Source organism: Micromonospora sp. NPDC007220 (assembly GCF_040634035.1).
GTDB lineage: Bacteria > Actinomycetota > Actinomycetes > Mycobacteriales > Micromonosporaceae > Micromonospora > Micromonospora reichwaldensis.
Window position 1 is genome coordinate 116,407 of sequence record NZ_JBEYEU010000004.1, and the last position, 19,183, is coordinate 135,589.

The 19,183-nt window shown below is 75.9% G+C and carries 17 protein-coding genes; 15 read left to right on the forward strand and 2 right to left on the reverse strand.

Annotated features, from left to right (window positions below; translation table 11 throughout):
• The first annotated feature begins 47 nt into the window (after positions 1 to 47).
• Positions 48 to 1,961, forward strand: a complete 1,914-nt coding sequence (glmS, locus tag ABZ573_RS11105; RefSeq protein WP_151457587.1) for a glutamine--fructose-6-phosphate transaminase (isomerizing) — start codon at positions 48 to 50, stop codon at positions 1,959 to 1,961.
• 67 nt (positions 1,962 to 2,028) lie between these two features.
• On the opposite strand, the gene ABZ573_RS11110 is transcribed toward glmS, so the two are convergent.
• Positions 2,029 to 3,798: an alpha/beta hydrolase gene (locus ABZ573_RS11110; RefSeq protein WP_358117511.1), complete on the reverse strand. Its 1,770-nt coding sequence runs from the start codon at positions 3,796 to 3,798 to the stop codon at positions 2,029 to 2,031.
• Between the two features lie 104 nt (positions 3,799 to 3,902).
• Positions 3,903 to 4,199: a type VII secretion target gene (locus ABZ573_RS11115; RefSeq protein WP_327029579.1), complete on the reverse strand. Its 297-nt coding sequence runs from the start codon at positions 4,197 to 4,199 to the stop codon at positions 3,903 to 3,905.
• Between the two features lie 175 nt (positions 4,200 to 4,374).
• On the opposite strand from ABZ573_RS11115, the gene ABZ573_RS11120 reads away from it, so the two are divergent.
• The 14 genes from ABZ573_RS11120 to ABZ573_RS11185 all read left to right on the forward strand — a co-directional run bounded on the left by ABZ573_RS11120 (position 4,375) and on the right by ABZ573_RS11185 (position 18,825).
• Positions 4,375 to 4,743, forward strand: a complete 369-nt coding sequence (locus ABZ573_RS11120) for a holo-ACP synthase (RefSeq protein ID WP_132230942.1) — start codon at positions 4,375 to 4,377, stop codon at positions 4,741 to 4,743.
• Positions 4,744 to 4,795: 52 nt separating this feature from the next.
• Positions 4,796 to 6,265: an NAD(P)H-hydrate dehydratase gene (locus ABZ573_RS11125; protein WP_358117515.1), complete on the forward strand. Its 1,470-nt coding sequence runs from the start codon at positions 4,796 to 4,798 to the stop codon at positions 6,263 to 6,265.
• Between the two features lie 79 nt (positions 6,266 to 6,344).
• Positions 6,345 to 7,463 (forward strand): alanine racemase, encoded by a 1,119-nt coding sequence (gene alr / locus ABZ573_RS11130; protein WP_358117519.1) that lies wholly within the window; start codon positions 6,345 to 6,347, stop codon positions 7,461 to 7,463.
• A complete protein-coding gene (locus ABZ573_RS11135) occupies positions 7,460 to 8,551 on the forward strand; it encodes an alpha/beta hydrolase (RefSeq protein WP_327029577.1) in 1,092 nt (363 codons plus the stop codon). The genes alr and ABZ573_RS11135 overlap by 4 nt, the downstream gene beginning before the upstream one ends.
• Complete coding sequence (tsaE, locus tag ABZ573_RS11140; RefSeq protein ID WP_151455726.1) at positions 8,548 to 9,030, forward strand: tRNA (adenosine(37)-N6)-threonylcarbamoyltransferase complex ATPase subunit type 1 TsaE; 483 nt, start codon at positions 8,548 to 8,550, stop codon at positions 9,028 to 9,030. The genes ABZ573_RS11135 and tsaE overlap by 4 nt, the downstream gene beginning before the upstream one ends.
• A gap of 60 nt (positions 9,031 to 9,090) precedes the next feature.
• Positions 9,091 to 9,792: a uracil-DNA glycosylase gene (gene ung, locus ABZ573_RS11145; RefSeq protein ID WP_151455727.1), complete on the forward strand. Its 702-nt coding sequence runs from the start codon at positions 9,091 to 9,093 to the stop codon at positions 9,790 to 9,792.
• A gap of 29 nt (positions 9,793 to 9,821) precedes the next feature.
• On the forward strand, positions 9,822 to 10,772 hold the full coding sequence (locus ABZ573_RS11150) for a maleylpyruvate isomerase family mycothiol-dependent enzyme (protein ID WP_358117524.1): 951 nt from the start codon (positions 9,822 to 9,824) through the stop codon (positions 10,770 to 10,772).
• Between the two features lie 151 nt (positions 10,773 to 10,923).
• A complete protein-coding gene (tsaB, locus tag ABZ573_RS11155) occupies positions 10,924 to 11,601 on the forward strand; it encodes a tRNA (adenosine(37)-N6)-threonylcarbamoyltransferase complex dimerization subunit type 1 TsaB (RefSeq protein WP_151455729.1) in 678 nt (225 codons plus the stop codon).
• Positions 11,602 to 11,721: 120 nt separating this feature from the next.
• Positions 11,722 to 12,177, forward strand: coding sequence for a ribosomal protein S18-alanine N-acetyltransferase (gene rimI / locus ABZ573_RS11160; RefSeq protein ID WP_151455735.1), 456 nt, complete (start codon positions 11,722 to 11,724; stop codon positions 12,175 to 12,177).
• Positions 12,170 to 13,216 (forward strand): tRNA (adenosine(37)-N6)-threonylcarbamoyltransferase complex transferase subunit TsaD, encoded by a 1,047-nt coding sequence (gene tsaD, locus ABZ573_RS11165; RefSeq protein WP_358117528.1) that lies wholly within the window; start codon positions 12,170 to 12,172, stop codon positions 13,214 to 13,216. The genes rimI and tsaD overlap by 8 nt, the downstream gene beginning before the upstream one ends.
• Before the next feature lie 18 nt (positions 13,217 to 13,234).
• Positions 13,235 to 13,489, forward strand: a complete 255-nt coding sequence (locus tag ABZ573_RS11170) for a hypothetical protein (protein WP_091627865.1) — start codon at positions 13,235 to 13,237, stop codon at positions 13,487 to 13,489.
• A gap of 103 nt (positions 13,490 to 13,592) precedes the next feature.
• Positions 13,593 to 15,293, forward strand: coding sequence for an ABC transporter ATP-binding protein (locus tag ABZ573_RS11175; protein ID WP_358117531.1), 1,701 nt, complete (start codon positions 13,593 to 13,595; stop codon positions 15,291 to 15,293).
• Positions 15,293 to 17,074, forward strand: a complete 1,782-nt coding sequence (locus ABZ573_RS11180) for an ABC transporter ATP-binding protein (protein ID WP_358117534.1) — start codon at positions 15,293 to 15,295, stop codon at positions 17,072 to 17,074. Before ABZ573_RS11175 ends, ABZ573_RS11180 begins: the two co-directional genes overlap by 1 nt.
• A 170-nt stretch (positions 17,075 to 17,244) precedes the next feature.
• Complete coding sequence (locus ABZ573_RS11185) at positions 17,245 to 18,825, forward strand: Na+/H+ antiporter (protein ID WP_327029571.1); 1,581 nt, start codon at positions 17,245 to 17,247, stop codon at positions 18,823 to 18,825.
• Positions 18,826 to 19,183 lie beyond the last annotated feature (358 nt).

Here is a 19,183-nt window from a genome sequence, read left to right on the forward strand (position 1 = left end):
GGCTTTCGCGCACGCGCGATGAGTGGAACTAGGTTAGGCTGCGGGACATGTGTGGAATCGTTGGTTACGCCGGCGCGCGCCCGGCGCTCGGCATCGTGCTCGACGGACTGCGGCGGCTGGAATACCGCGGCTACGACTCGGCCGGCGTCGCCATCGTCTGCGACGGCGCGCTGCTGACCGAGAAGAAGGCCGGCAAGCTGGCCAACCTGGAGAAGGTGCTCTCCGAGCGGGCCGCCGAGGATCCCACGTCCTGCGCGGCCAGCCCGATTGGCATCGGGGACGGCACCACCGGCATCGGGCACACCCGCTGGGCCACCCACGGCGGCCCGACCGACCGCAACGCCCACCCGCACCTGGCCCCCGACGGCCGCGTCGCCGTGATCCACAACGGCATCATCGAGAACTTCGCCAAGCTGCGCGCCGAACTGGAGGCCGACGGCGTCCAGTTCACCAGCGACACCGACACCGAGTGCGCCGCGCACCTGCTCTCCGCCGCGCTGGCCGACCTGCGCGCCGCCGGCCACCCCGACGGGCCGCAGCTGCTCGCCGCCGGCATGCGGGTGGTCTGCCAGCGGCTGGAGGGCGCGTTCACGCTGCTCGCCGTCGACGCCGCGGTGCCCGGCGCGGTGGTCGGCGCCCGGCGCAACTCGCCGCTCGTCGTCGGGCGGGGCGACGGCGAGAACTACCTCGCCAGCGACGTGGCCGCGTTCATCGAGCACACCCGGGAGGCGGTGGAGCTCGGCCAGGACCAGATCGTCCTGATCACCGGCGACACCATCGAGATCACCGACTTCGCCGGCCAGCCCGCCAGCGGCAAGGACTTCCACATCGACTGGGACTCCTCCGCCGCCGAGAAGGGCGGCTACGACTGGTTCATGCTCAAGGAGATCGAGGAGCAGCCGCAGGCCATCGCCGACACGCTGCTCGGCCGGCTCACCGACTCCGGCGAGATCATGCTCGACGAGGTCCGCCTCAGCGACCAGGACCTGCGCGACGTCGACAAGATCTTCATCGTCGCCTGCGGCACCGCGTACCACTCCGGCCTGGTCGCCAAGTACGCCATCGAGCACTGGACCCGGATCCCGTGCGAGGTGGAGCTGGCCAGCGAGTTCCGCTACCGCGACCCGGTCCTCGACCGGTCCACGCTGATCGTGGTGATCTCGCAGTCCGGCGAGACGATGGACACCCTGATGGCGCTGCGGCACGCGAAGGAGCAGAAGGCCCGCGTCCTGGCCATCTGCAACACCAACGGGTCCACGATCCCCCGCGAGTCCGACGCGGTCCTCTACACCCACGGCGGGCCGGAGATCGCCGTCGCGTCCACCAAGGCGTTCCTCACCCAGCTCGTCGCCTGCTACCTGATCGGCCTGCACCTGGCCCAGGTGCGCGGCATCAAGTTCGCCGACGAGGTGGCCGCCGTCGTCGCCCAGCTCCAGGAGATGCCGGGCAAGCTGCGCGAGCTGCTGGAGCGGATCGAGCCCGTCCGCGAGCTGGCCCGCGACCTGAAGGCCGAGCCGACCGTGCTCTTCATCGGCCGGCACGTGGGCTATCCGGTGGCCCTGGAGGGCGCGCTCAAGCTCAAGGAGCTGGCGTACATGCACGCCGAGGGCTTCGCCGCCGGCGAGCTGAAGCACGGCCCGATCGCGCTGATCGACAAGGGCACCCCGGTGATCTGCATCGTGCCCTCCCCGGTCGGCCGGGGCATGCTGCACGACAAGGTGGTCTCCAACATCCAGGAGGTACGGGCGCGCGGCGCCCGGACCATCGTGATCGCGGAGGAGGGCGACGAGGCGGTCGTCCGCTACGCCGACCACCTGATCCGCGTGCCGCGTACGCCGACGCTGCTCGCGCCGCTGGTCACCACCGTGCCGTTGCAGGTCCTGGCGGCCGAGATCGCCGCCGCCCGGGGGCACGACGTGGACCAGCCCCGCAACCTGGCGAAGTCGGTCACGGTCGAGTAGGCCGCACCGCCCCACGACGGGCCCCGTCCACCCGCGCCGGTGGGCGGCGCCCGCCGCGTTGCGCAGGTCAGCGGCCGAGCACCACCCGGGCCATCCCGTCGAGGGCCGGGTTCTCGGGCGCCCAGTAGCCCGTGTGGCCGTGCCGGCCGCTGGGGAACGTACGCCCGCCGAAGCCCGGGTGGGACGGGTCCTGCCCGAACCACAGCTCCCGCTCCGGCGCGCCGAGCAGCGCCCCGATCGCCGGGCCGACCGGCGACGCGCCCAGCAGGGACCGGCGGGCCAGCTCGTCCGGCGGCCGGGCCCACCGGATCACGTCGTCCGGCGCGGTGCTCGCCCAGACCTGCCCGGGCGGCACGCCCAACTCGCCCGCATGGGCGACCCCCACCCCGGGCGAGCCGACGAAGACCAGCGCGTCGGCGGCCAGCCCGTGATCGCGGGCGGCCGTGCCGACCACCAGCGAGCCGTAGCTGTGCCCGAGCACGGTCTGCCGGCCCGGCGGCCCGTCGTGGGTCTCCCGCAGCCCCTCCTGGAACCGGTGCAGCGCCGGGCCGGCGTTCTGGGCCTGGCCCGGCCACGCCGCCTCGTGCAGGAAGTCGGGGGCGTCGTAGTCCAGCCAGAGCACCGCGGCGGCCTCCTCCTCGGGGGCGAGGGCGGCGCAGCGGGCCAGCACCCGGGCCGCCCGACCCAACTCGCCGGGCACGTCGTGCAGGCCCGCGGTCATCCCCGGCACGTAGGTCAGCACCCGGGCCGACCGGTCGGGGTTGCCCAGCGCCACCACCGCCCGTCCCTCGCCGCCCGTGCCCAGCCCCAGCAGGTACGCCCGGGGCTGCTCGTCGCCCGCCAGGCGGGCGGCCAGCGCGTCCAGCCCGGCCAGGGACTTCCCGATCCGCGACAGCCCGGCCAGCTCGACCGGCCCGCGCGGCACCCGCTCCAGCAGCCTTCGCCGCGCGGCCAGCAGTTCCTCCCGCCGCGCCCCGAGCAGCAGCCGGTTGGCCTGGTCGCGGGCGGCCACCGGCACCCCGTCGAGGCGGCCGAGGAGCCCCGGCTCGTGCGCGACGAGCCACCGGCGCTGCGCGGGGGTGAGCCCGGCCCACCAGGCCCGCACCGAGGCCGGGTCGGCGGCGGCCTTCGGGCGGCCGGGCGGCGGCCGCTCGGCCCACCCCGCGCGGGCGGCGTCGGCCAGCGCGTCCAGCCGGCCCGCGGCCTCCCGGTCGGCCGCGCCGGCCCGCTCCAGCGCCGCCCGGATCGCCGCGCTCACCTCGCCCGCCCCGGCTCCGGCCGCGCCGCCCGCCCCGACCGATCCGCCCGATCCGCCCGCCCCGGCTCCGGGTGTGCCAGCCCCGCCCGCTCCGGCTCCGGACGCGCCGGCTCCGGGCGCGCGGACCACGGGTGCGCCTGCCCCGGACGCGCCCGGCCCGGCTGTGCCCGTCCCCGAGCGTGTGGTCGCCGGTGCGCGGGCGGGGTCGGCGGTGACCCGGCCCTGCCGGTCGACAAGCAGTCCGGCCGTGTCGGCGCGGGCCACCGCGGCGGCGAGCCGGGCCTTGGCGGCGGCCAGCCGGCCGGCGAACTCGGCCAGCACCTGGTCTGCCTCGATCAGGGCGGGGGAGACGGCGGTCAGCTCGGTGCGCAGGGCCGCGAGCCGGGCGTCGGCGGCGACGCCGGCCCCGCCCGACCAGCCGGACCGCAGCATCGCCGCGCCGGCGGCCAGCTCGTCGGCCCGCCGCGCCACCGGGCCGGTCAGCCCCCGCCAGGCCACCCCGGCCGCCCGCCACGCGTCGGGATCGGCCGCCCACAGCTGCCGGTAGCCGACGTCCGCCGCGCGGTCGGCGGGGTGCACCGGGCGCGTCGGAGGTGTCGGGCGTGCCGGGGGCGCCAGCGGGACCGGGTGCGTCGCGTGCCCGGCCGGGGCCGACCGACCCGGCGCCGAAGGTGCCGGCGCGTTCACCGGGGCAGCGCGGTGAGGCGGCCGGCCGCCCGGTCGTCCACCGCCTCGTACGCCTCGGCGGCGGAACGGACCGCCCCGGCCGTGTGGGCCACCCGGGCGCCGAGCCCGCCGAACCAGGCGTGTACGGCCGACTCCAGCCCGGCCGACGCCGCCCCGGTCGACCACTCCGGGGCCGGCACCACCAGCCCGGACGCCCCGGCCAGCCCGTGCGCCAGCCGGTACGCGTCGTCGTCGAGCCCCCGCGCGGCCCGGCGCAGCGCGTCCGGTCGTACGGTCAACGGCTCCTCGGTCATCCTCGGCCCCCCGCCTCGCGAAAACATCGACGGCCGCGACGCTAGGCGTCGTCCACACCCCCGCGCGTGGCCTGTGGACGACGGCCCGCCCGCGTACGGCCGCGTCGTCCACAGGCGTTGCCGCGCGCGGTGCCGAGGGCTAATCTGCGGCCGCCCGCGCCGGTAGGGTGAGCGGGTGATCGTCGCTGTCGGCATCGACGTCGTCCTCGTCGAGCGGTTCGCCAAGGCCCTGGCACGGACACCGCTGCTCGCCGACCGGCTCTTCACGGAGGCCGAGCGGTGCACCCGCTCCGGCAACCCGCGCTCGCCCGAGTCGCTGGCCGCCCGCTTCGCGGCCAAGGAGGCGGTCGCCAAGGCGCTCGGCGCCCCGGCCGGCCTGAGCTGGCACGACTGCGAGGTCGTGCCGGACCCGGACGGCCGGCCCTGGCTGACCGTCTCCGGCACGGTCGCGGCGGCGGCCACCGAGCGCGGGGTCAACCGCTGGCATCTCTCGTTGTCGCACGACGGCGGGATCGCCTCGGCGATGGTGGTCGCGGAGCGGTGATCGGGGGCGTGCCGGGTCGCGGCGCGCCGGGAGTCGGACGGGACGGGGTGGCATGAGATCGGTGTGGCGGGTCGCGGACGTACGCGCTGCGGAGGCGGGCCTGATGGCCACGCTGCCGCCCGGGACGCTGATGCAGCGCGCGGCGGCCGGGCTGGCCCGCCGCTGTGCGCTGCTGCTGGCCGACCGGGGCGGCGTCTACGCCGCGCGGGTGCTGCTGCTGGTCGGTTCGGGCGACAACGGCGGCGACACGCTCCTCGCCGGCGCGCACCTGGCCCGGCGGGGTGCCGCCGTGTCGGCGCTGCTGCTGGCCCCCGGCCGGGCGCACGCGGAAGGGCTGGCCGCGCTGCGGGCCGCGGGCGGGCGGGTCGTCGACCGGCCGCCGGGGACCGTCGACCTGGTGCTGGACGGCATCGTGGGGATCGGCGGGCACGGCGGGCTGCGGGACACCGCCGACCAGCTCGCCGCCAGCCTCGTGCGGCACCGTGGGCGCGACGGCGCACCGGCCGCCGTGATCGCCGTGGACGTGCCCAGCGGGGTCGCGGTCGACACCGGGGGAGTGCAGTTGACCGCGTCGGGCCGCCCCAGCGCGGTACGGGCCGACGTGACGGTGGCGTTCGGCGCGCTGAAGCCCGCCCTGGTGGTGGGCCCGGCCGCCGCGCTCGCCGGTGAGGTGGAGCTGGTCGACATCGGGCTGGAGCCGTGGCTGCGGGGCAGCCCGGCGTTGGGCGTGACCGAGTGGTCGGACGTCGTCGACTGGTGGCCCCGGCTCGGCCCGGCCTCGGAGAAGTACAGCCGGGGCGTGGTGGGCGTCGCGACCGGCTCGGCGACCTACCCCGGCGCGGCCGTGCTCTCCGTCGCGGGGGCGCTGGCCGGCCCGACCGGCCTGGTCCGCTACGCCGGCTCGGCCCGGGCCGACGTGCTGCGCCGGCACCCGTCGGTGATCGCGACCGGCCGGGTCGCCGACGCCGGGCGGGTGCAGGCGTGGGTCTGCGGTTCCGGCCTGGGCACCGGCGAGGAGGCGGCCGCGGAGCTGCGGGCGGTGCTCGCCGCCCCCGTGCCGGTGGTGCTCGACGCCGACGCGTTGACGCTGCTGGTCGACGGCTCGCTCGCCGGCCGGCTGCGCACGCGGGACGCCCCGATCGTGGTCACCCCGCACGACCGCGAGTTCACCCGGCTCTGCGGGGAGGAGCCGGGTGCCGACCGGGTGGCCGCCACCCTGCGGCTGGCCGCCTGGATGAACGCGGTGGTGCTGCTCAAGGGCGACCGCACGGTGATCGGCACGCCGGACGGCCGGGCGTACGTCAACCCGACCGGCACCCCGGCGCTGGCCACCGGCGGCACCGGCGACGTGCTGGCCGGGCTGCTCGGCTCGCTGCTCGCGGCCGGGCTGCCCCCGGAGCGGGCGGCGGCCGCCGCCGCGTACCTGCACGGGCTGGCCGGCCGGGAGGCGGCCCGGGGCGGGCCGGTGACGGCGCCCGACGTGGCCGACGCCCTCCGCCCGGTCCTCGCCCGCCTCGGCTGACCCGGCCGCGCCGGCGGTGGCTCCTGCCGGCTGCGCCGGCCTCGGCCGGGGGGATCGGCGTGGAAAGTAGGCTGGGGGCATGTGGCAGGCCGAGGTACGCGTGGACCTGGACGCGATCCGCGAGAACGTGAGCCGGCTGAGGTCCGGCACCGCCGCCGAGCTGATGGCGGTGGTGAAGGGCGACGGCTACGGCCACGGCATGGTCCCGGCCGCCCGCGCCGCCCTCGACGCCGGAGCCGACTGGCTGGGGGTCTGCACGCTGGACGAGGCGCTCACGCTGCGCCGGGCCGGGATCACCGCGCCGGTGCTGGCCTGGCTCCTCGCGCCCGGGCTGCCGCTGCACGAGGGCGTCGCCGCCGGGGTCGACCTCGGCGTCGCCAGCCTGCCCCAGCTCGACGAGATGGTCGCGGCGGGCCACGCCGCCGGTCGGCCGGCCCGGCTGCACCTCAAGATCGACACCGGGCTGGCTCGGGGCGGCGCGACCGTCGCCGACTGGCCGGCCCTGCTCGACGCCGCCGCAAAGGCGCAGGCCGACGGCCTGGTCGAGGTCGTCGGGGTGTGGAGCCACTTCGTGTACGCGGACTCGCCCGGCCACCCGACCATCGACCGTCAGATCGCCGTCTTCCACGAGGGGATCGGCATGGCCGAACAGGCCGGCCTTCGGCCGCGCTACCGGCACCTGGCGAACTCGGCGGCCACCCTGACCCGGCCCGACACCCACTTCGACCTGGTCCGTCCCGGGCTGGCCGTGTACGGCCTCTCCCCGGTGGCCGGCGAGCGCTACGGGCTGCGCCCGGCGATGACGGCCCGCGCCCGGGTGATGCTGACCAAGCGCGTCCCCGCCGGTTCCGGCGTCTCGTACGGGCACACCTACACCACCGAGCGGGCGGCGAACCTCGCGGTGGTGCCGCTCGGCTACGCCGACGGGGTGCCCCGGCACGCCTCGAACAGCGGCCCGGTGCAGCTCGGCGGCAAGCGCCGGACGATCTCGGGCCGGGTCTGCATGGACCAGTTCGTGCTCGACTGCGGCGACGACCCGGTGGCCGCCGGCGACGAGGTCACCCTCTTCGGCAGCGGCGCCGACGGCGGGCCCACCGCCGACGACTGGGCCGAGGCCGTCGGCACCATCAACTACGAGATCGTCACGCGGTTCGGCAGCACCCGGGTGCCCCGCGTCTACGACGGCGAGCGCCCGTGACGACCCGTTCCCGCATCCCGCTGCCGCGTACCGGACACGCCAAGGCGGCCATCGGCGCGTTGGCCGCCGTCGGGGTCGCCGCCGCCGGGCTCGCGGCCGGCGTCGCCACCGAACGCGCCCTGGTCCGCAAGCTCAAGGCCGACCCCACCGACCGGTACGCCGGGGAGGTCTTCGGCGAGCAGCGGTACGACGATTCGTTCCGGCTGGAGATGCCCGACGGCACCGACATCCACGTCGAGGTGGTGGAGCCGACCCGGCCCGTGCCCGGCAACCCGACCGTGGTGCTGGTGCACGGCTTCTGCCTGGACATGGGCACCTTCCACTTCCAGCGCGAGCTGCTCGCCGAGCGGGGCGAGCACCGGATCGTCGCCTACGACCAGCCCGGGCACGGCCGGTCGGGGCGGCTGGAGACCGGCGAGTACGACCTGACCGCGCTCGGCCGGACGCTGCGCGAGGTGATCGACCGGACCGCCCCGGAGGGGCCGCTGGTGCTGGTCGGCCACTCGATGGGCGGAATGACCATCATGGCGTTCGCCGAGCTGTTTCCGGAGCTGTTCGGCGACCGGGTCGTGGGCACCGTGCTGATGGCCACCTCGGGCGGCCTGATCGCCGAGACCAAGCTGGTCGCGCCCGCCCTGCTCGGCCGGGTCGGCGCGCCGGTGCTGCACATGGTCGGCAACGTCACCCGCTACGGCGGGCCGGTGATCGACCGGGCGCGCAGGTCCACCACCAACATGGCCTGGCTGCTCACCCGCAAGTACGGCTTCGGCACCCGCCAGCCCAGCCCGGCCCTGGTGTCGTACGTCGAGACGATGAACTCCCGCACCTCCGCCGACACGGTGACCCGCTACCTGCGGACGCTGGCCACGCACTCCCGGTTCCCGGCGCTCGCCGCGCTGGCGGACACCCCCGTGCTGGTGGTCGTCGGCGACAAGGACATGATCACCCCCGTGACGCACTCCGAGGAGATCGTCCGGCGACTGCCGCACGCCGAGTTCGTCAAGATCTCCGACAGCGGGCACGTGGTGATGCTGGAGCACGCCGACGAGGTCAACGAGGCGCTGGTCCGGTTCCTGGAGGCGTTGTGAGCCACGTCGTGAAGCTGCCGACCGTCGATGACACCCACGAGTTCGGGCGGCGGCTGGCCGGGCTGCTGCGCGCCGGCGACCTGCTGCTGCTGACCGGGCCGCTCGGCGCCGGCAAGACCGCGCTGACCCGGGGCCTCGGGGCCGGGCTCGGGGTGCTCGGGGACGTCACCTCGCCCACCTTCGTGATCGCCCGGGTGCACCGGCCCGACCCGGCCCGGGGCGGCACGGTGGCGCTGGTGCACGCCGACGCGTACCGGCTGGGGGACGCCGCCGACCCGCGCGCCGAGATCGACGACCTCGACCTGGACGCCTCGGTGGACGAGTCGGTGACCGTGGTGGAGTGGGGCGAGGGCCTGGTCGAGCAGCTCGTCGACGCCCACCTGCGGGTACGCGTCGACCGGCGCGACGACGACACCCGGGTGGTCGAGCTGGAACCGGTCGGCGGCGACTGGGCGCAGCGCCTGACCGCCCTCGGGTGAGCGCTGTCGTACCGGCTGCCTAGAGTGCGCGGGACGGACCCGACAGGCGAAAGGTTGCCGATGCCCGACGACGCCCCCACCCTGGACCTGCCGGCGCTGCTGCCGGAGGACTGGCGTGCCGTGCTCACCCCGCACCTCGACCCGGCCCGCACCGCCGCGCTGGCCGAGTTCGTCGCGGGCGAGTACGCGACCCGCACCGTCTTCCCGCCGGTCGAGGACCTCTTCTCGGCCTACCGGCTCTGCGCGCCGGCCGACTGCCGGGTGCTGATCCTCGGGCAGGATCCCTACCACAAGGCGGGGCAGGCCCACGGGCTCAGCTTCAGCGTGCGGGAGGGCGTGAGCGTGCCGCCGTCGTTGCGCAACGTCTTCAAGGAACTGGGCGAGGACCTCGGCGTGCCGAAGCCGCGCGGCGGCAACCTGAGCGGCTGGGCGGCGCAGGGCGTGCTGCTGCTCAACGCCGTGCTCACCGTCCGCGAGGCGACGCCCGGCTCGCACGCCAACCGGGGCTGGGAGGAGTTCACCGACGCCACCATCCGGGCGCTCGACGCGATGGACTCGCGGGTGGTCTTCCTGCTCTGGGGCGGCTACGCGCGCAAGAAGGCGGCCCTGGTGACCAACCCGCGGCACGTGGTGCTGGAGGCCGGGCACCCCAGCCCGATGAACCCCCGCGGCTTCCTGGGCAGCCGCCCGTTCAGCGCGGCCAACAAGGCGCTCGCCGACGCCGGCCTGCCCACGGTCGACTGGGAGCGCTCCGCCGGCTGACAGCTGCGCACTTTCGCGGTCACCGCGCGGTGACCGTCCGTTGTAGCCTGTGCTGCGAGCGGTCGGTCGGCGCGTACGCCGTGGCGGTGCCGACCTCGCCGAGCAGCGACGCGAGCCGGGAGGCGGCGATGGCGGCGACGGTCAGCGAACAGCGGTGGCGGGTGGCGCGGACGGCGCTGGCGGAGCAGACGGACCGCTTCCTCGACCTGGTCCGCGCCACCCCACCCGAGGCCATGGCCACCGCCCACTGGTCGGTGGCCGACACGCTGGCCCACGTGGGCTCCCTGGCGTGGTACTACGCGTGCCTCGTGGACCCGGACCACCCGCCCCTGCCGGTGCCGGGTCTGCACCGCCAGCTCCCGGACGTCACCGTCGACACGGTGGCGGACTTCAACGACGTGCTGCTGCGGCACCTCACCGAGCGCGAGCCGCAGGCCCTGGCCGACCGGTTGCGGGCCGACGTCGGGCGGCTCCTGGCCGTCTGCGCGGAGCAGCGCCCCGACGAGACGGTGCCCTGGCTCGGCGGGGCCCGGGTGCCCCTCGCCGGCCTCTGCGCGCACCTGGTCAACGAGCTGCTCATCCACGGTCACGACGTCGCCCGCGTCGCCGGGCGGCCGTGGTCGCTCCCCGGCCGGGACGCCGCGCTGTTCATGGAGCTGTTCGTGGCCGGCGTGGTCCGGCACGGCTACGGGCGGCTCATCGACGGCGGCGCGCCGCCGAGCGAACGCCCCGTCGTGGTCGAGTTCCGCTCGGCGTACGCGGCCCCGGTCCGGCTCCTGTTGCACCGGGGGCGGATGACGTTCGCCGACCCCGGAGCCCGGGCGGACGCCCGGATCGACCACGATCCCGGCACGCTCAACCTGATGATGTTCGGCCGGGTCAGCCGCGCCCGGGCGCTGCTCACCGGCAAGGTGCGCGTCAGCGGGCGGCGCCCCTGGCTGCTGCCGGCCTTCCTGCGCAAGTTCCGCACCCCGAGTTGACCCCGGCCGTTCGTCCCGCCCGCCGGTCCCGTCGCCCGTGCCACCGGTCCCCGGTTCCCGGCCCGCCGCCCGCGCCGTCGGCCTCGCTGCTCGTCCCACCCGGCCGGGGCGTGACCGGGGGTGACCGCAGGGGCGACTAGGCTGGCTCACCGTGCTCGTACTGGTGGTGGACAGCTCGACCCCCGCGGTGACCGCGGCGCTGGTGGCGGTCGCGGCGGACGGTGTCGCGACCCGCGCGCACCGCTGCACGGTCGACGCCCGCGCCCACGGTGAACTGCTCGCGCCGCAGGTCGACGCCGTGCTCACCGAGGCCGGCGCCCGCCCGGCCGACCTGGGCGCGATCGTCGCCGGGCTCGGCCCCGGCCCGTTCACCGGGCTGCGGGTGGGGCTGGTCACCGCCGCCACCATCGGCCAGGTGCTGGGCGTCCCGACGTACGGTGTCTGCTCGCTGGACGCCATCGGTCACCCGGCGGCCGCGGGCGAGCCGGTGTTGGCGGCGAGCGACGCGCGCCGCCGGGAGATCTACTGGGCGGTCTACGACGGCGCGGGCCAGCGGATCGTCGGCCCGGAGGTGTCCGCGCCGGCGGTTGCCGCCGAGCGCGCCCGCGGCCTGGCCGTCACGGCCGCCGTCGGCGACGGCGCGCACCGGTACGCGGACGCGCTGGGCCTGCCCGTGCGGGACGAGCCCCGCTACCCGGACGCGGCCGTGCTGGCGACCCTGGCCGCCGAGCGCATCCGGGCCGGCGCCCCCTCGGAGGCGCTCACCCCGCTCTACCTGCGCCGCCCGGACGCCGTGGCGGCGACGGCCCGCAAGCCGGTGCTGCCGTGAGCGCGAGGAGTGAGCCGGGTTTGCGAGCCCCGCAGTCGCGAGCCGAGGTGGCGCCGTGAGCGCGAGGAGTGAGCCGGGTTTGCGAGCCCCGCAGTCGCGAGCCGAGGTGTTGCCGTGAGCGTGCGGCTGGGGCGGTTGCGGTGGTGGCACGTCGACGAGGTGCTGCCGATCGAGGCTGACCTGTTCGGCGCCGAGCAGTGGTCGTCGGCGATGTTCTGGAACGAGCTGGCCAACGGGCACTTCTACCTGGTCGCCACCGGCGACGACGGCGACCTCCTCGGCTACGCCGGGCTCGCCGTGGCCCCGCCCGACGAGGCGTGGGTGCAGAACGTCGCGGTGCGCCGGGACGCCCAGCGGCGCGGCGTCGGCCGGCTCCTGCTGGAGGCCCTGCTCGCCGAGGCCGCCCGGCTCGGCGTCCGCAGCGTCCTGCTGGAGGTCGCGGCGGACAACGCCCCCGCCCAGAAGCTCTACGCGACGTACGGCTTCGAGCCGATCGGCGTGCGGCGCGGCTACTACCAACCGAGCAACACCGACGCGCTGGTCATGCAGCGCACGCAGGATGTGAGCGATGACTGACGAACCCCTGGTCCTCGGCATCGAGACCTCCTGCGACGAGACCGGGGTCGGCATCGTACGCGGGCACACCCTGCTGGCCGACGCGCTCGCCTCCAGCGTCGAGCAGCACGCCCGCTTCGGCGGCGTCGTGCCCGAGGTGGCCAGCCGGGCCCACCTGGAGGCCATCGTGCCGACCATGGGCCGGGCGTTGAAGGAGGCGGGGGTGACCCTCGCCGACATCGACGCGATCGCGGTCACCTCCGGCCCGGGGCTGGCCGGCGCGCTGCTGGTGGGGGTGGCCGCCGCGAAGGGCTACGCGCTCGCCGCCGAGAAGCCGGTCTACGGCGTCAACCACCTCGCCGCGCACGTCGCCGTGGACACCCTGGAACACGGCCCGCTGCCCGAGCCGGCGATCGCCCTGCTGGTCTCCGGCGGGCACTCCTCCCTGCTGCTCGTCGACGACCTGGCCCGGGGCGTCACCCCGCTCGGCGCCACCATCGACGACGCGGCCGGCGAGGCGTTCGACAAGGTGGCCCGGCTGCTCGGGCTGCCGTTCCCCGGCGGCCCGTACATCGACCGGGAGGCCCGGGCCGGCGACCCGGCGGCCATCGGCTTCCCGCGCGGCCTGACCGCCCCCAAGGACCTCGCCGCCCACCGCTACGACTTCTCCTTCTCCGGACTGAAGACGGCGGTGGCCCGGTGGGTCGAGGCGCGGCAGCGCGCCGGTGAGCCGGTGCCCGTCGCCGACGTGGCCGCGTCCTTCCAGGAGGCGGTCTGCGACGTGCTGGTACGCAAGGCGCTGGACGCCTGCCGGTCCACCGGCGTCGAGACGCTGGTGATCGGCGGGGGCGTGGCGGCCAACTCCCGGCTGCGGGTGATGGCCGAGGACCGCGCCGCCGCGTACGGCATCCGGGTCCGGGTGCCCCGACCCGGGCTCTGTACGGACAACGGCGCGATGGTCGCCGCCCTCGGCTCGCACCTGGTCGCCTCGGGTGTCGCGCCGAGCCGGCTGGACCTGCCCGCCGACTCCGCCATGCCGCTGACGACAGTCAGCGTCTGAACCCCGAGGATGGCTGACGTGATCGTGCGGATGTGGGAGGCGCGGGCGGAGCCGTACGGCGCCGCGGACCTGATCACCTGGGTGTGCGACACCGCGCTGCCCGAGTTCGAGCACGACCCGATGCACCTGTCCAGCGAGGTGTTCTCCTCCACCGACCACCGGGTGGTGGTCATCTCCAAGTGGCGCAGCAACCCGCGTCCGCTGCCGGAGCCCCCGGCGACGCTGCTGGCCCGCCCGCCGCACTCCTGGGACTTCACGCAGGTCGACCGCTGAGCCCGGGCCGGCCGGCCGAGGGCGGAGGACACGTGAGCCACGGCACGCCGAGGCGGTAATTGGTTGGCGGGGTGACCGGCCCGCCACCTAGCGTCGGTGGGCCATGCGCTTCTCACCGGCCGGTGACCCCGGCGTACCCGACATCCGCTCGGCGACCCGCTACCTCGTGTGGCTGGCCGGGCGGCACAAGGCGCTGCTCACCGTCGGCATCCTGCTGGGCGTCGTCTGGATGGTCGCCCAGGCGCTGGTGCCGGCGGCCGTCGGCCGGGCCGTCGACGGGCTCACCCGCCGCGACGAGGAGGCGCTGCTCACCTGGGGGCTGGTGCTGCTCGGGCTGGGCGTGTTCCAGGCGGCCGCGGGGATCCTGCGGCACTACTGCGCGGTGCACAACTTCCTCGCCGGGGCGTACCGGACGGTGCAGTTGACCGTGGGCGCGGCGAACCGGCTCGGCGCCGCGCTGCCCCGGCGGGTGTCCGCCGGCGAGGTGGTGAGCATCGGTACGGCCGACATCAGCCAGATCGGTGCGGCCATCGACATCACCGCCCGGGGCACCGGCGCGATCGTGGCGATCGTGACCGTCGGGGTGCTCCTGCTCGGCGCCTCCGTGCCGCTCGGACTGGTCGTGGTGCTCGGGGTGCCGCTGCTGATGGCGGTCGTCGGGCTGCTCATCCGGCCGCTGCACCGGCAGCAGCAGGCGTACCGGGACTCGGAGGGGGCGCTGACCGCCCGGGCCGGCGACATCGTCTCCGGGCTGCGGGTGCTGCGCGGCGTCGGCGGCGAGCCGGTGCTCTCCGCCCGCTACCGGTCGCGGTCGCAGGCGCTGCGCGCCGACGGCCTGCGGGTGGCCCGCGTCGAGTCGCTGCTGGAGGCGGCCCAGGTGCTGCTCCCGGGGGCGTTCCTGGTGCTGGTCACCTGGCTGGGCGCCCGGTTCGCGCTGCGCGGCGAGATCAGCGCCGGTGAGCTGGTGGCGTTCTACGGCTACACGGCGTTCCTGGTCAGCCCGCTGCGGCAGCTCACCGAGGCGGTGGACAAGCTGACCCGGGGGCACGTCGCCGCCCGGCGGGTGGTGCGGCTGCTGCGGCTCACCCCGGAACTGCTCGACCCGGCCCGCCCGACCGCCCTGCCGGACGGCCCCGGCGAGCTGGTCGACGTGGCCTCCGGCGTGACGGTACGGCCGGGCCGGTTCACCGCGCTCGCCGCCACCGCCCCCGAGGACGCGGCGGCGGTCGTGGACCGCCTCGGCCGGTACGTCGACTCGGACGCGACGCTGCACGGCGTACCGCTGCGGGAGGTGGCGCTGGCGACGGTGCGGGAGCGGATCCTGGTGGCCGACAACGACGCGCACCTGTTCACCGGCCCGCTCCGCGCGGAGCTGGACCCGCGCGACCGGGCCGACGACGCGACGCTCGAAGCGGCGCTGACGGCGGCGAGCGCCACCGACATCGTCGAGGCCCTGCCGGCGGGGCTGGACAGCGCGGTCGCCGAGCGCGGCCGGGAGTTCTCCGGCGGCCAGCAGCAGCGGCTGCGGCTGGCCCGGGCGCTGGTCGCCGACCCGGAGATCCTGCTGCTGGTGGAGCCGACCAGCGCCGTGGACGCGCACACCGAGGCCCGCATCGCGGACCGGCTCGGCGCCGCCCGGGCGGGCCGGACCACCCTGGTCTGCACCACCAGCCCGCTCGTGCTGCACCGCGCCGACCACGTGATCTTCGTGGAGGACGGCAAGGTGGCGGCCGAGGGGTCGCACACCGCACTGCTCGACGGCGAGCCGCGCTACCGGGCGACGGTCAGCCGGGGGGAGGACTGATGGCCACCGCTCTGCCGGTCGCCGACGGGCGCCAGGTGCGCCGCTACGCCCGCACGCTGGCCCGCCGGCATCCGAGGGCGCTCGGAGCCGCGCTCGGCCTGCACGCGCTGGCCGCCGCCGCCGGCCTGGTCGCGCCGTGGCTGCTCGGCGACCTGGTCGAGGGGATCTCCCGCGGCACGTCCGGCGTCACCGTGGACCGGATCGCCCTGCTGATCGCCGGGTTCGTGCTGGTGCAGTCGGTGCTGGTCCGCTTCGCCCACCTGGCGTCGGCCCGGCTCGGCGAGCGGGTGCTGGCCGAGCTGCGCGAGGAGTTCGTCGACCGGATCCTGGCGCTGCCGCTGGCCACCGTGGAGCGGGCCGGCACGGGCGACCTGCTCACCCGGACGTCCCGGGACGTCTCCGCGCTGTCGCGGACGGTCCGGTTCGCGGTGCCGGAGACGCTGATCGCGATCGTCACCGGCTGCTTCATCGTCGGCGCGCTGCTCCTCGTCGACCCGCTGTTCGCGCTGCCCTGCCTGCTCGCGGTGCCGCTGCTGTGGGCGGGCACCCGCTGGTACCTGCGCCGCGCGCCTGCCGGCTACCTGCGGGAGAACGCCGCCTACTCCGACATCACCGACGGCATCAGCGAGACCGTCGAGGGTTCGCGGACCACGGAGGCGCTGCGGCAGCAGGCGCGCCGCCGGGCCCGCACCGACGCCGACATCCGCCGGTCGTACGCGGCCGAGCGCTACACCCTGCGGCTGCGCACAGTGTTCTTCCCGATCGCCGAGATCGGCTACGTGCTGCCGGTGGTGGCCACGTTGATCATCGGCGGCTGGTTCCACCTGAAGGGCTGGGTGAGCCTCGGCGAGGTCACCGCCGCCACGCTCTACGTGCAGGCGTTGATCGACCCGGTCGACCGGCTGCTCTCCTGGCTGGACGAGTTGCAGGTCGGCGGCGCCTCCATGGCGCGCCTGCTCGGGGTGGCCGACGCCGACCCGCCGGCCGGCTCCCCGACCCGGCCCGCCGCGGGCTCTGCGGGCCCGCCCGATCCTCCGCCACCGGGGGAGCGGCGGCTCGCCGCCAGGGACGTCCGGTACGCGTACCGGGAGGGCCGGGACGTGCTGCACGGGGTGACCCTGCTGCCGGAGCCGGGAGAGAAGCTGGCCATGGTGGGTCCCTCGGGCGCCGGCAAGTCCACGCTCGGCCGGCTGCTCGCCGGGGTGCACGCGCCCCGTACCGGCTCGGTCACGGTGGCCGGCCGGCGACTCGACGAGCTGCCCCTGTCCGAGCTGCGTACGCACGTCGCCCTGGTAACCCAGGAGCACCACGTCTTCATCGGCACGCTGCGGGAGAACGTGGCGATGGTGCGACCGGGCGCCGACGAGGCGGCCGTGAGGTCGGCGCTGACCGCCGTCGACGCGTTGGAGTGGGCCGACGGGCTGCCGGACGGGCTGGACACCGTGGTCGGCGCCGGCGGGCACCCGCTGTCGCCCGCGCAGGCGCAGCAGTTGGCGCTGGCGAGGCTGGTGCTGGCCGACCCGCACACCCTGGTGCTGGACGAGGCCACCTCGCTGATCGACCCCCGCGCCGCCCGGCACCTGGAGCGGTCCCTCGCGGCCGTCCTCCAGGGCCGTACGGTCGTGGCCATCGCGCACCGCCTCTTCTCGGCGCACGACGCCGACCGGGTGGCGGTGGTGGAGGACGGCCGGATCGCCGAGATCGGCTCGCACGACGAACTGGTCGCGGCCGACGGCTCCTACGCGGCCCTCTGGCGCTCCTGGCACGGCACCGGCTCCTGACGCGCCGCGCGGCGTGCCGTGCCCGAGGCCGCCGCCGTCGACACCGGCGGGCATGTTGTCTGTTTCCGGGTTCGTGGGTGCCGCGCCGGACCGCCGTACCACGATGGTGGAGCGGCAGGCGACCGGCGCGTACCCGTCACCGTGCCGTCGGCCGGTGACGGGGGTGCGACGTGGGCGGTCTCGAACTGATCGTGGTACTGGGCGTCACGGTGCTGGTAGGCACGACCCTCGGCGGACGGTACAGCGTGGCGCCCCCGGTCCTGCTCATCACGATGGGCGCGCTGCTCGCGCTCCTGCCGCCGCTGTCCCACGTGGTGCTGGAGCCCGACGTGGTGCTGCTGCTGTTCCTGCCGGCGATCCTCTACAAGGAGAGCATCACCACCAGCCTGCGCGAGATCCGCACGAACCTGCTCGCGATCGCGTTGCTCGCGGTGGGGCTGGTGGTGGCGACGATGGTCGCGGTGTCGCTCGTCGTGCAGCGGTTCGGCGTGGACCCGGCCGCCGCCTGGGTGCTCGGCGCGGTGCTCGCGCCGACCGACGCGGCGGCGGTCGCCGGCCTGGCCAAGCGGATGCCACGCCGGATCCTGACCACCCTGCACGCGGAGAGCCTGATCAACGACGGCACCGCGCTGGTGCTCTTCTCCGTCGGGTTGGGCCTGATCGTGGGCGGCACCGAGCCGGGGTTGCTCGGGCTGACCGAGCGGTTCGTCCTTGCGTCGACCGGTGGCATCGCCGCCGGCCTGCTGGTCGGCTGGGCGGTGATCCTGCTCCGGCGGCGGCTCGACGACCCGCTGCGCGAGGGCGCGCTGAGCGTCCTCACGCCGTTCGTCGCGTTCCTCCTCGCCGAGCTCGTGCACGCCAGTGGCGTCCTGGCGGTGGTGGTCGCGGGCCTCGTGCTGGCGTACGCCGCCCCCCGGGTCATCCGGGCCCGCTCCCGGGTGCTGGCGTACGGCTTCTGGGACCTCGCCACGTTCCTGATCAACGGCGGACTCTTCGTGCTCCTGGGGATGCAGATCCCGCGCGCCCTGCGCGACGTGACCAGCCTGTCGGTGATGCGGGCGCTGGTCATCGCGGTGGTGGTGACAGGCGTGGTCGTGCTGACCCGGATGTTGTGGGTCCACCTGGCGGCGTTCGCCTTTCTCGTCGTCGATCGCCGGGCGGCGGAGCAGGACGAGCGGGTCGACTGGCGGGTGCGCACGGCGGCCGGGTGGGCGGGGTTCCGGGGCGCGGTCTCCCTCGCGGCCGCCCTCGCGGTGCCGGTGACCACGCCCGCCGGCACCCGTGTGCACGAGCGTGATCTGATCATCTTCACCACCGCCGTGGTCATCCTGCTGACGATGCTGATCCAGGGCACCACGCTGCCCGCCGTCGTCGGGTGGGCGGGTCTGGTCGGCGACACCCGGCGGGTCGGCGAGCTGCGGCTGGCCCGGATGCGGGCCACCGAGGCCGCGCTGGCGGTGCTCCCCGAGGTCGCGGACCGGCTCGGCGCGGCGCCGGCCGCGGTCGACCGGATCCGGGCGGACTACGAGCAGCACCTCGACGACGTCCGCTCCACCGACGAGGAGAGCCGGTCGGCGGAGCAGGCCCGGGACCTCGACCGGCGACTGCGGCTGGCCGTGCTCGAACACAAGCGGCGCGAGATCACCAGGCTGCGGGACACGAACGAGATCGACGACATCGTCCTGCGGGAGCTGCAGGCCGTCCTCGACATCGAGGAGATTCGCCTGCTGGGCCCGGAGGTCAACGAGTAGCCGTGGCCGCCCGTCGCGCCGGCCGTGCGTGCGGGCGGGCCGGGCGTGCGTGCGGGCCGTGCGTGCGGGCCTGCCGGGTGTGCGGGGCGCGCGGGCGTGCCGGGCGTGTGGGCCCGCGGGCCGCGCCGTCGTGCCGGCACGCAGCCGACCGCTGAGCGGATCCCGTCGCCGGTAACTCATCGTGACGATGCTTGCGGAGGGCCGCTAATGTCACGCACGGTAGTCGAATTTGCCTGGCTTCCAAGCGTGAGCGGCCTCGTTTCAGCGCTTAGCCAGGCTGACCAGCGGTTTCTTCTCGCGATCGCCGAGCCGGCCGAATGCCCTCACGCCCCCTTTGCTCTGCAGCCGCCGACGCACC

Bases quoted from the DNA above. Each gene is read 5' to 3' on its own strand.
- glmS (WP_151457587.1), top strand. From the start codon at position 48: ATGTGTGGAATCGTTGGTTACGCCGGCGCGCGCCCGGCGCTCGGCATC.
- ABZ573_RS11115 (WP_327029579.1), bottom strand. From the start codon at position 4,199: ATGACCGAGGAGCCGTTGACCGTACGACCGGACGCGCTGCGCCGGGCC.
- ABZ573_RS11125 (WP_358117515.1), top strand. From the start codon at position 4,796: ATGAGATCGGTGTGGCGGGTCGCGGACGTACGCGCTGCGGAGGCGGGC.
- alr (WP_358117519.1), top strand. From the start codon at position 6,345: ATGTGGCAGGCCGAGGTACGCGTGGACCTGGACGCGATCCGCGAGAAC.
- ung (WP_151455727.1), top strand. From the start codon at position 9,091: ATGCCCGACGACGCCCCCACCCTGGACCTGCCGGCGCTGCTGCCGGAG.
- tsaD (WP_358117528.1), top strand. From the start codon at position 12,170: ATGACTGACGAACCCCTGGTCCTCGGCATCGAGACCTCCTGCGACGAG.
- ABZ573_RS11175 (WP_358117531.1), top strand. From the start codon at position 13,593: ATGCGCTTCTCACCGGCCGGTGACCCCGGCGTACCCGACATCCGCTCG.
- ABZ573_RS11180 (WP_358117534.1), top strand. From the start codon at position 15,293: ATGGCCACCGCTCTGCCGGTCGCCGACGGGCGCCAGGTGCGCCGCTAC.